At 38.9% G+C, this 12,303-nt stretch carries 10 protein-coding genes; 8 read left to right on the top strand and 2 right to left on the bottom strand.

Annotated elements, in window-relative coordinates; translation table 11 throughout:
• Positions 1–99 precede the first annotated feature (99 nt).
• On the top strand, positions 100–1,059 hold the full coding sequence (locus PP2015_RS10770) for a sensor domain-containing diguanylate cyclase (protein WP_058030321.1): 960 nt from the start codon (positions 100–102) through the stop codon (positions 1,057–1,059).
• Between the two features lie 12 nt (positions 1,060–1,071).
• Here PP2015_RS10770 and PP2015_RS10765 read toward each other — a convergent pair whose 3' ends face one another.
• A complete protein-coding gene (locus PP2015_RS10765) occupies positions 1,072–2,019 on the bottom strand; it encodes a LysR family transcriptional regulator (RefSeq protein WP_058030319.1) in 948 nt (315 codons plus the stop codon).
• A 253-nt stretch (positions 2,020–2,272) separates the two neighbouring features.
• On the opposite strand from PP2015_RS10765, the gene PP2015_RS10760 reads away from it, so the two are divergent.
• A complete protein-coding gene (locus tag PP2015_RS10760) occupies positions 2,273–3,274 on the top strand; it encodes a zinc-binding dehydrogenase (RefSeq protein WP_058030317.1) in 1,002 nt (333 codons plus the stop codon).
• Positions 3,275–3,555: 281 nt separating this feature from the next.
• Here PP2015_RS10760 and PP2015_RS10755 read toward each other — a convergent pair whose 3' ends face one another.
• Positions 3,556–4,098: an acyloxyacyl hydrolase gene (locus PP2015_RS10755; RefSeq protein WP_058030316.1), complete on the bottom strand. Its 543-nt coding sequence runs from the start codon at positions 4,096–4,098 to the stop codon at positions 3,556–3,558.
• A 234-nt stretch (positions 4,099–4,332) separates the two neighbouring features.
• On the opposite strand from PP2015_RS10755, the gene PP2015_RS10750 reads away from it, so the two are divergent.
• From PP2015_RS10750 to PP2015_RS10725, 6 genes are all read left to right on the top strand, one after another.
• The gene (locus tag PP2015_RS10750; protein ID WP_058030314.1) at positions 4,333–4,953 is read left to right on the top strand and encodes an MlaC/ttg2D family ABC transporter substrate-binding protein; all 621 of its coding nucleotides are present in this window, start codon (positions 4,333–4,335) and stop codon (positions 4,951–4,953) included.
• A gap of 279 nt (positions 4,954–5,232) precedes the next feature.
• Positions 5,233–6,024, top strand: a complete 792-nt coding sequence (locus tag PP2015_RS10745; RefSeq protein ID WP_058030312.1) for a PhzF family phenazine biosynthesis protein — start codon at positions 5,233–5,235, stop codon at positions 6,022–6,024.
• Between the two features lie 243 nt (positions 6,025–6,267).
• A complete protein-coding gene (locus tag PP2015_RS10740) occupies positions 6,268–7,902 on the top strand; it encodes a methyl-accepting chemotaxis protein (RefSeq protein WP_058030311.1) in 1,635 nt (544 codons plus the stop codon).
• A gap of 122 nt (positions 7,903–8,024) precedes the next feature.
• Entirely contained in the window at positions 8,025–9,347 is a 1,323-nt protein-coding gene (locus PP2015_RS10735; RefSeq protein ID WP_058031609.1) for an MFS transporter, read from the top strand.
• 107 nt (positions 9,348–9,454) lie between these two features.
• On the top strand, positions 9,455–9,985 hold the full coding sequence (locus tag PP2015_RS10730) for a TIGR00645 family protein (RefSeq protein ID WP_058030309.1): 531 nt from the start codon (positions 9,455–9,457) through the stop codon (positions 9,983–9,985).
• A 344-nt stretch (positions 9,986–10,329) separates the two neighbouring features.
• Entirely contained in the window at positions 10,330–12,231 is a 1,902-nt protein-coding gene (locus PP2015_RS10725) for a methyl-accepting chemotaxis protein (protein ID WP_227009239.1), read from the top strand.
• Positions 12,232–12,303: the final 72 nt, after the last annotated feature.

Raw genomic sequence — 12,303 nt, 5'->3', positions numbered from 1 at the left:
GATAATTAAGTTAGATCATGGCCTTCATATTGGCAGACTAGATCTAAATCACTTTCTTCTACTATCTTTATAAAAAGTTTATTGTCTTTAAGTAGCGAAATGAGTAGTTATCCTTATAAATCTTTTCATGAATTATCAGTAGAAGAAATAGATTGGCAGCGCTGGCAAAAACTGGTGAACACTGTTGCCAATTTATTCGCGGCGCCGGCGGCATTTGTGACTCAAGCAAGTAGTAAAGGGATTGAAGTGCTTGTTGCATCTGAGTTGCCTACAACCCACTACTCACCTGGGGGCGCTGCTGGTATGGACGAAAATGTTTATTGTCATTACGTAGTGCAAAACAGTCTCCCTCTGTATGTAAAAAATGCTGAGCAGCATCCTGAGTGGCACTCCAACCCTGAGTATACGGAAGATAATTATGTTTCTTATTTAGGCTATCCAATTCTTTGGCCCGATGGTACCTCTTTTGGCACGTTATGTGTCATGGATACCAAAACAAGTGATTATGCCGATCAACTTGTTAATACATTAGAGCTTATGAGTGAAGTGTTGAATAGTGACTTGGCACATTTATACACAGAAAGCCAATTACGAGTAGAGAGCAGAATCGATCCTCTTACTGGTATATTGAACCGAAGGGGGTTTGAAGAGGCCTATGAACAATATCGCAGATTATCTCAGCGCCTTGGTCGCAAGGCAAAACTGTGTTTTATCGATTTAGATGATTTTAAAAAAGTGAATGATGGCTTAGGTCATGAAATGGGCGATAAGTTACTGCAAGTTTTTGCGCAAGCCTTGGCTGAAGTAACGCGTTCGACAGATTTGGTTTGTCGATGGGGCGGTGATGAGTTTGTTATTCTATTTAATAGTGATAACAAGGTAAACTTGAAGCAGTTAATTGCGAGGATCAATGAATTTGTTCATGAACGATATCCAGCACATACTATTGGCTTTTCTTCTGGATTAGTTACTCTAGACTTAAACCAAGACAACACGTTAGAGCGAGTTTTAATCGACGCAGATAAAGCAATGTATCAACAAAAGTTATCGCTAAAGTAGCAAGCTTTACGGTTATTTTTGTTGATACAAGCCCTCTATGTTTGGAATATTTCTCTCCCAGATAGGCGTTTTATCACCAATATAATGTCTTGCTGCATCTAAAAATAATCGCGTTCTTACAGGTAAGTCACGATGCGGATATACGGCGTACATGGCACTATAATCAGGTAAATTCACATTGGTAAGGATTGGTACTAGATCACTTTCTTCCATGGGTTTTGCAAAAAAGAAAGCGGGGGCTGTCATAAAGGCATTATGAGAGAGTACTTTTTCAACTAATGCTTCACCGTCGTTTGATTTAAACACCGGGTTAATAGGCTGCTCTTGCGGTTCGCCTTTTTCATCTATGTAACTGATAGATTCAAAGCGGATATGTGAACTCGAATAGGCTGCTGCAGGCAGTTCTTCTAAGTCAGCCATAGTTTTTGGCTCACCGTAAATTTCTAAAAATTGTTTCGTGGCTAGGATAAGCATACGATTGCGAGCAATCTTTCGTGCAATCAATGAAGAGTCTCGAGGCTCACCGATTCTAAATGCTAAATCAAAGCCTTCAGACACCATATCTACAACTCTGTCGTCGTGTCTTAAATCTATGGTGACTTGCGGAAAACGTTTCTGAAAATCATTAATCACTGGCATGAGGTAGAACTTACCAATGTAACTCGACGCCGTAATGCGCAGTAAACCGCGAGGCTCTTGGTGATAGTTTTCAGCCAATTGAACAGTATCTTGTAGCAATAATCTAAGTTCTGCAGCTTTCTTTACCATTTCAGCACCAGCTGCAGTCAAAGAAAAAGAGCGGGTTGTTCGATTTAATAAGCGAACGCCTAAATCTTCTTCTAATTTACTCACTTGCTTTGAAATAACAGAGCGATCAATGTTTCTCAGTTCAGCAGCTTTTGAAAAAGAGCCTTGCTCAACAACTTCAAGCAACATGATCAAACGACTGGTTGTATCCACTATGCGATCCCAAAAATCAATATTGATGATAGTTTGGCACCAATGAAGTTGTAAAACTAGGTAAACTATCTACAAATAAATCATAAATTATAAATTTAATGGTTTCATTACCTTATGTTGACAATTGTCGCAGTGAGGTTGTTGAACTTGAATTGACATGTTTTAATAACAAAAAGCGACAAATTAGTATTTATTTTGCAAAAGTTTGCGTGCATTGGTAAGTACAACCGATTCTTTTAATGACAGGAAATGTATGTCTGCAGTTAACAAATCAATGAAAGTCTTAGAGCTTGTTCAAGCTGGAGAGGCATTCGACTTGCGATGTGCTGAGCAACAAGTACCTCAATTGGGCGCTAATGAGTTGTTGGTTGCCATCGATTATGTTGCTTTAAACCATGTTGATGCACGATTAGCGCAAGAAGGTTTCTCACAATGGCATTACCCGCATATATTGGGACTCGATGCCGTGGGCACTGTGGTTGACGCGCCAAAGGGCGTTTTCCCAAACAAGGGAACACGTGTGTTGTTTAATGCCTGCCTCTCTCAGCAGGGTATGTTAAAAGAATATGCAGTGGTGCCTAGTCACAGTGTGTCAGTGATCCCTGATGAGGTATCTAGCGACGTTGCAGTATCTTTGCCCAACGCTGGTATGGCGGCACTCATAGCCTTAAATAAATTGCAGTTGCAACCTGGTGAATCGTTACTAATTAACAGTGCTCAAGGTGCGGTTGCCCACTTTGCCATTCAATATGCGAAACAGCAAGGCGCACAAGTGTATGCATTTGCACAAAAGCCTCATCAGAAGCGCCTTGAAAAACTAGGTGCTGATTTAGCGTTTGATTGTGAGCAAGAAGGTGTTTGCGAACAAATTAAAAGAGAAATTGGCAATGCGGGATTTGACTGCATCATTAATACCCAAGGCGGTGAAACTTTCTTAGAAGATTTACAACATCTACGCTTTTGTGGTCGTATTGCGTGCCTGAACGGCTTTAGCACTATTCCTGAACAGCTACTTTTTGAAAAAGCGCCGAATATTGGAGTGGTTTCTGTGTCTGGTGCTTGGCTTTCAAATAGCTTATGTGCACAGCAACATTTACGTTTTATGGGCGAGCAGCTTTTACAAGATGTGGCACAAAAACGTATTCAGGCGCCTGAACTAAACATTATCGACTTCGAGGTGGCCGCAGTGCGCGATGCCTTGTCTATGCTGTTAACTCAAACTTGTACAAAGCGACCGATTATCAAAATTAGATAAGTCAAAGCCATTATATAAAGGGTTGAGTGGCCAAACCACATAACCCTTCAACAGCTTTCGGGAAACATAATACCAACCCTCAATAATCCTCACTCATTTTAAGGGACTAAAATTGATGCTAGCTGCGTTAAAACTTCTTATTTAGAACAACTAAATAGCAAAGTTTTTGTCTTGCCTACATGGATGTTGGTACCTCAGCGATAGCAGGACGCGAGAGCGGTGCTATCGAACAGTTTTCTTCGCCTCAAAATAGATCGCTAAATTAAGAGGGTTGGTATGAACTAAAAAAAGCTGGAATACGAAAGTGAAATAAAATCGAGCCCTGGATTTGGGCTTTTGAATCCCGCATTAGAGTAATGCATATACCTTACTGCTACTTTGGCATCTCCCAAGTCATAAACCAGTCCGAGTCTGTCTTCAAATTGATAATGAGTACTGACGTTTTTACCAGCAAAATGCGTGTCGTCTAGCAATGCCAATCCAATACCCAACTCTATGTAAAGTGGCTTTTCATACCAAGTTGAGAGCGGGTATTTGAATACAGGGGTGAGTGCCAATACGAAGTTTGTATCGTGTTTGCTTATTACACCTCTTTCAGTCGCAGAGTAATTCCAAAAGTTAATGCTGGTTTCAAAGTGTAAGTCGAAGTTCTTCCAAGAGTCAGGTAATAAGCCCTCAGGGTGATACTGATAAGCAAGCTTGACCCCATCTACGTCTCCTTCACCATGAATGTAGTGAATAGCATAACCATGTTTGTTGTTTGCAAACGCAGTTGAAGTAAATGTCATCAATAAGGCAAGCGCCAATAAACGGAGTAAATTCATAGTTAATGTGAACCTCATCATTTCAATGAGCGTATTTTCACAAAGCTATTTGTGTTTATATGCAAACAAATGTGCACGATATTGATGTTGAAATGGAAACAAACAAAAAACTAATTGAAATATATAGGTTTTTTATTAGTGTGCATTTTTGGCAACAAAAGAGTGCAAAAGAGTGTCTTTTTCATCATTAAACAAACTCGTAATATACGCACATTAACTAAACGGGGACACATTATGAAAACTGCAATACAGTATTTATTCTTTTCGGTATTAATTTTATTCAGTGCATACAGTGCTGGCGCGGGTTCTAAACAAGCAAATACTGAGACACCATATACATTAATTAAATCAGTCGGTGATCAGTTGTTTATCGATATTGGTAAGTTGAAAGATTTAGACGAAGACACAAAACGTGCTGAGCTTAAAAAGCTGGTCAGTGCTCAGTTGATGCCACATATCGATATTAAATTTGTTTCTTTTAAGTTGCTAGGCAAACACGTCAGAGAAGTAAAACGCGAGCAAGCGGTGAGTTTTATAGATGCGGTTGAGCAATATTTAACAGGCACATATGCCAATGTATTAATGAGTTACAAAGGCCAAGACGTACGCTTTATCGAACCAGTTTTAGACAGCAAAAGTAAGTTTGCCTCAGTTAAGTCAGAGATTGTAGAGCCTGGCGCTCCGAGTATCGACATTGTATTTAAGTTCAGGAAAAACAAGAAAGGCGAATGGCAAGTTTATGACTTAGTTGCTGAAAGTATTTCACTGTTGAATGCAAAGCAGAAAGAAATTGTGTCTCGCATTAGTGAAGTGGGTATAGATAAAGTAACTAATGAATTGATTGCTAAGAGTTAATTCAGTTTGCAGTCAGAAATAAGTGAGTATATTGAACTTGCTTTTACAGAGTCAGTTAACGCTCATTAAGCCAGTTACTTAGTTCCATAGTTGTTATTTAACAACACTCTTCAAGCGGGCAGTCCCCTTTAATTGCATCCCTTCGCAGTTTTGCCCGCTTATTTTCTTTTAATTCCATTGCTAACAATCACTAAAATTGTATGCATAACTCTTAATCCCTTCACTTGCCTTTAAATCTCAGCTAGTTTGTTGGTAATTAAAGATAAAGTGGATGGAATTATGAAGTTAAATATCGACATTGTGGATGCTTTTACATCCACTCAGTTTGGTGGCAATTCAGCGGCGGTGATCACGACAGACACTTGGTTAACCGAAAACTTGATGCAATCCATTGCTGCAGAAAATAACTTATCAGAAACAACATTCTTAGTGCCTGTTGAATCGGGCGTTTATGATATTCGTTGGTTTTCTCCACTGACTGAAATTGCATTTTGTGGTCACGCAACTTTAGCGTCAGCGTTTGTGCTTTTTAATAAAAATCCAACTTTTCAGCAGGTAACACTGAGCGCGCCTGCGGTAGGGTCTATGCTAATCAACAAGTTAGATAAGGGTTATATTGAAATGGACTTTCCTAGCTTTGCACCAAAAGCCATTCAAGATATACCTGAAGCGCTCATTGCAGGTTTATCTATAAGGCCTCAACAAGTACTAAAAAATCAGCAAGCTTACTTTGCTGTGTATAACAGTGAGTTTGACGTTAGAGCTGTTGAACAAAGTTCAGAGCAACTTAAACAATTAGCACCATTTGATGTAGTTGTGACTGCACCTGGAGAGATATACGATTTTGTGTCACGTTATTTTTGGCCAGCGAATGGCGGCGATGAAGATCCGGTTACAGGGTCTATCCATACCGGGCTGGCTCCTTATTGGTCAATTCGATTAGGTAAAAAAGAATTGCATGCTTATCAAGCCTCTAAACGAGGTGGAGAAATTATGTGTATTATCGACAAAGATAGAGTGAAGCTTCGGGGGCAAGCTGTACATTATTTATCAGGAAGTATTGAGGTCTAAAGTTTATTCATAGGAAAAATTTGTTATATGTCAAACAACAGTTAAATCGCTCTTGAAGAATCGCCTGAGGAGCTGTTAGCTTTGCCTTTGTGTCGAATATAAAATTCCTAGAGAGTAAATTGAAACATGCTGAGTTTTGTAATGAAGCGCATTTCGCGTATTGAAAGTCTTTAGTTTAACAATACTCATTTCTTAAAAAGAAACATGCTTTGTCAACTCAAGGATTAATGCTTAAGGATAATTATGGAGATAACACTCAGGCAGCTTTCTGTCAAAAAACGTTTGTGGGCGCAAGTTAGTGCTTGCTTCCTAGTCATAATCGTAATTTCATTCTTGATGCTTAGTTCGCTCTATAGTGAGCTAAAACATGCTAAACAGCTCGAAACTCAACATATTGTTGAAACAGCCTATGGGGTAGTTAACTTTTATGCCGAGCAAGTAAACAACTCGAAAATGACGCTTGAAAAAGCACAAATTGAAGCAAAGCAGGTCATTAAATCGATGCGTTATGCTGGTGATGAATATCTGTTTATTCTTGATAAACAACATACAATGCTAATGCACCCTATGAAGCCTAGTCTGAATGGTTCTAATTCTGCTAATTTAAAAGATCCACATGGTATTTATTTTATACGTGAAATAGTGGATGTTGCGACACGTTCAGGTGAAGGCAGTGTGCATTATATGTGGTCCAGAACAGCAAACACTGATCCCGTCGATAAAATCTCTTATGCAAAACAATTCGCACCTTGGGGGTGGATAATTGCAACAGGGGTTTATATTGATGATGTGCAAGCGACATTCTGGCAAGAAGTTTCAACCATGGTGGCCTTGATAGTCATCATTGCTTTGGTGACCGTCATCATCACAGTAAATGTAGTTAAAAGCATCATAAATCCATTAGATAGGATTGGTAACACTATTCAACGTTTGGAGGAGACGGGAGATTTAACACTAGCGGTAGATACACAAGGAAAAGATGAATTAACACATATCGCCATGGGTCTAAATAATATGGTATCCAGTTTTAGAGATATCGCCTTTAGTAGTAATGCTTCTGTCGAACAGCTGAATATTTCAACACATAGCTTAGAAAGTGTCGCGAACGAGACTAAACAAGCGATGGCGAATCAACAAGTTGAAATTGAACAAGCGGCAACAGCCATGAATGAGATGACATCTACAGTCAGCGAAGTTGCTCATAACGTAGTGAACACTGCGAATGCTGCGCATAAAGCCCATAAAGAGGCTGGTGAAGGGATGGCGCTATTAAATATTGCCATTGAGGCTATAAGTGGCTTGGCAAATGAAGTTGAAAAGGCGGCTGCTGTTATCCATAAACTGGGTTCTGTGAGTGAAGAAATTGGTAATGTTACCACTGTGATCAATGCCATAGCAGAACAAACCAATTTATTAGCTTTAAATGCTGCCATTGAGGCTGCCAGAGCAGGTGAGCAAGGCAGAGGGTTTGCTGTTGTTGCTGATGAAGTGAGAGCGCTTGCCCAGAGAACGAAAGAGTCTACGGAAAGTATTCAAAGTATGATTGAAGAGTTACAAAAGTACTCTCATGACGCAGTTGTAGTAATGGAAGAAGGCCAAGTCTATGCAGAACGTACAGTTGAGCAGGCTCAAAATGCAGATCATGCGCTAAAAGAAATTGTAGAAGATATTGCGATTATTAATGAAATGAGCACACAAATAGCAACGGCTTCAGAGGAGCAATCGGCTGTGGCTGAAGAAATCAATCGCGGAATTATAACAGTAAGCGATCATACTTCTTCTACTGTTGATGCAACAAAAGACATTGCTAAGGCTGGCTCTGAACTTAAAGCTTTGGCAGCTGATTTAAAAGCACATGTGTCGAAATTCAAAGTTTAATTAATATGTAAGCCGAATATACGTTATTCGGCTATTTTCTCACCTATAATTAATTTGATAACTGCGCTTGGCAAAGCTTTTTTCCTGCTCTAGTATCTCAAAAAAACATGCAACATTTTGTCATGAAATCATTTCTATCTTTATATTTCACGAATCTATTTTTAATAAGCGGTACTGGCTTGTTAACTACATATCTTGCGCTCTATTTAGGTCAAAAAGATGTGTCGACCTTTTGGATTGGTTTACTTACTTCGTGTTATTACTTGGGCCTTTTATTAGGTTCAAAATTAGGCTATCACTTTATAAAATCTGTCGGGCACATAAGAACATTTGCAGCAAGCACTGCCGCTGTAGTAGTTTGCGTTGCCACACATGGTATAAGCGATAACATTTATTTATGGCTGTTTTTACGATTGTGTGTTGGCTTAGGCATGATGGCTAATTATATGGTGCTTGAAAGTTGGCTTAATGAGCAAGCAGAACCCGAATCCCGAGGAAAAGTTTTCTCATTTTATATGATCACGTCGTATATGGGCATGGTGCTTGGTCAGTTTGCATTATCAAGTTTTCCTGAATTGGGTTATGCACCTTTGTTTTTAGTTTGTATGGCAGTATCGGCTGGTATTATTCCCATTGCTATCACACGGCGAATTCACCCTAAACCCATTAAACCAGTTCAGGTTAGTCTGTTTGACTATTTTAAAAAAGTACCTCAAGCACTGACTGCTGTTCTGTTTGCTGGCATTATTAACGGCAGCTTTTACGGTCTGGCGCCTACTTTTGCAAACGGAGTTGGGTTTAGTGCAGCGGATATTGCTAAATTCATGTCGTTTACGATTTTTGCTGGTTTATTAGCTCAGTGGCCGATGGGTATCATTTCTGACAAAGTACCAAGGAGTATTTTATTAAGAAGTAATGCAGTTGCTCTATGCCTCATCAGTTTGGCAATTTGCTTATTACCCTCTGAACCGACAGTTTTGATGGCCTGTAGTTTTGCTTTTGGTTTGTTTGCGTTTACGCTTTATCCGCTTTCATCAGCTTTGGCAAACTCACGTGTCAGTGATGAAGATCGGGTTGGCGTATCTTCTGCACTCCTAATGGTTTTTGGTGCAGGCGCCGCTTTTGGTTCAGCGCTTATTTCAAAATCAATGACTTTTTTCGGCCCTAAGGCTTTATATGCATCTATTGCAGTGCTCACTGTATTGATGTTTGGAGTGTTAACTTTTATTAATTCTCGTCAAAAAGCGGAAGTGCCTGAATCCAGCGACTATGTTGTGGGTAATTCGGATGTCACTAGTTCACCACTCGCTGCAGCGATGGACCCTAGAATAGAAGAAGAAATCGCGCATGAGCAATTATTGGTAGTTGGCGATGATGCTGAAAGTAAGTTAGAAGACGACTTGATTGATGAAAGTGAAGAGCATAAACCTGACAAAAGTAAGTGAAATAATTAGCTGCATAATGTGCAGTAAATTTATGTTTAGTGTCTAACTAATTGAAACAATGACAATGCTTAGACTAAAATGCCGCAAACTTATTTAAAGGTAACAAAATGAACGAACCTAAGTCGTTTGGTAATAAACTTGAGCATGCTTTAGAGTCAACCTTATTTAAAGGTCGTTGGTTACTTGCACCTTTCTTTTTAGGGCTGTTATTTGCGGTTATTTTACTGCTTATTAAATTTTTTAAGCAGCTTTACGTGATGACTATTACGGCTTTTAATACTGCAAACAATGATTTATTGGTTGGTATTCTTACTTTAGTTGATACGGCTTTGTTAGCAGGGCTGTTATTGATCATTATTTTTAGTGGTTATGAAAATTTTGTTTCAAAGCTTGATATTGATAACCATAGGGATAGACCTGCATGGATGGGAAAAGTGGGCTTTTCTGGACTTAAGATAAAACTTATTAGTGCTATCGTTGCTATTTCAGCTGTGGAGTTACTTAAAGTGTTTATTAGCTCTGAGTTACTCAGTAATGAAGAACTAGCTTGGAAAGTAGGCATTCACTTAACTTTTGTGATTTCTGGTGTTCTATTCTCAATAACTGACTACATCAATAGTAAGACACACAATCACTAGCCCTTATTCTCGAGAGATTATTGGCGCGACTTATATTTATTTGGGCGACAAGTGATCCTTTTTTCATAAACCTGTCTATTATTTAATCAGTTGATATCGAGTTTTATAAAGTTTTTAAGTAAATGCTTTACTCTTTGTTTAACAAGGCACTAATATCAATTTATTAGGAATAATTGCTTATATATCGGTTTTAACTATCTATATTTTAAAGCGGTTAACTTTTTATTAAACAATAAGTCGTCTCTATGTTTCTAGCTGTTGCCAAAAAGATATCAAGTCACCTCACTCTAGTTGTCCTCCTTCCCTGTATTTTGCTAGGAGCCATTATTACCTACGATATGAGCATGGCATTCAAAAAAATGAATAATGCTTATGATGCTGAATACAATGCTTTTTTGAGTCATGCGGTATTGGGTATCGTACATGAGACTCAAAAAGAGAGGGGGACGTCTGCAGGGTTTGTTGGTTCTAAAGGTGCAAAGTTTGGCCAGTCCTTAAGAGCGCAGCGCCTCAATACGAATTCGATGTTGAGTTTATTGAAGAGCAAACAAAAGGATTGGAGCTTATCAAAAGAAATGCATAAAGAGCTCAAGGAGTTTGAAGCTCTTTTCTTCGAATTAGAGTCGATGCGAAGAAAAGTAGATAGCTTAGCGACCTCAGTCCCTGATTTGCTAAATTACTACACTGCAATTAATTCAAAAGGTTTGCATATTGTTGTTAAAGCAGCACGTTTGAGTGATGACCCGATCATTTCAAAAGAGTTAACTGCTATATATAACTTTTCAAGTGCGAAAGAGTCATCGGGGATAGAGCGAGCAATATTGGCAAATGTTTTTGCCAATAATCAAATGAGCTTTGCGCAAAAGGCACGACATGTAGAGTTGTTAACACAACAAAAAGTCTATTTAAACGAAGCACTAGAAGTCGCGCCTAAAGCAATAAGGTCAATTTTACAATCAGCACTGAACCAAAGCTCATTTGCCGAAGTTGACCGTTTTAGAAAACAAGTCGAACAAAAAAACTCCAATTTTAATATTGACGCTGAAGCTTGGTTTACAGCTGCAACAAATAGAATTAATGCTTTAAAAAATGCTGAAGAAGAAGCGCTAACCGTAGTTGATAAAACAGCAATTCGAATTCAACAAGACGCCGTAGTAGTAGTCATTGTAGAAGCAGTTATATTTATTGTTGGCTTGCTCATTACCGCTGCGCTGTTTTTATCGATTCGATTAAGGCACCAACAATCAGAGTTAATAGCAAAAGGCATAGAAATTGCGATTAATAAGCGCGATATGGCTGATGAGATAGAAGTATTAAGCTCAGATGAACTTGGTGAATCAGCGCAAAAAATAAACGCACTGACAAAACAATTTGAAGAAGATTTAATTGAACTTGGCCTAGTCTCCAAGAAGATCACCGTCTCAATTCATGAAACTGCAGTTGCAATCAGTCAAAGCCAAGAAAACTTAGTTGAGCAACAAATGGGTATACAGACTATCGCATCTGCTTCTGAGCAAATGAGCGCAAATATCCAAGTTATTGCAAGTTCTATGTCTGACAACTCCGAGGCTGCAAAAACAGTTGCCAATGAATCTTTAAATGGACAAAGGGTGGTGAGTGAAGCTGTTGAAGTGATCCAAAGTGCGTCTGATGATATGGCTCGTTCGGCACAATCAGTCGATACGTTGAATGAACGTGTAGGTAGTATTTCTAGTATGGTTGATATGATCCGAGATATTGCGGAACAAACTAATTTGTTGGCCTTGAATGCCGCTATCGAAGCTGCAAGAGCTGGAGAGCAGGGTAGAGGTTTTGCGGTTGTTGCTGATGAAGTGAGAAGTCTTGCAAGTAGAACACAAAAATCAACAGAAGAGATATCCTCATTAGTGGCAGAGCTTCAAACAAGTTCAAAAGAAGCTTCAAACATTATTACCCAAGGTAAAGACAATGCCCTGGAAGCGGCCCAACGAGCAGAAGAAATTAAACTTGCTTTGGCAACCATAGTTGAACAAGCAAAACAAGTTGAAGCAGTGACTGAGGCTGTTTCTTCAAATACGCAGCAGCAAAGCAATGCGATTGAAGAAGTAAGTAAAAATATTGTCGATATTTATCAAAAAGCCACTGAGAATGTATCTGGTGCTGAAGAGATAGCTAAAGCTGCAACTAATATTGCTGGCTCTGCAATTGATATGGATGAGCTAATTGAGCGTTATAAAGTTAGCAAAGAATGTAATTACGAATATTAAGTCGTATTGTCAGTATTGAGTGATGTCTAGTTAATGGGCATCACTTTCGCTCAGTTCATCGCTAAACCAATG

It is taken from the genome of Pseudoalteromonas phenolica (assembly GCF_001444405.1).
In the GTDB taxonomy this organism is placed as follows: domain Bacteria; phylum Pseudomonadota; class Gammaproteobacteria; order Enterobacterales; family Alteromonadaceae; genus Pseudoalteromonas; species Pseudoalteromonas phenolica.
Note: the sequence above shows the minus strand (reverse complement) of the source record. Positions and strands in the feature narration are given on the sequence as shown.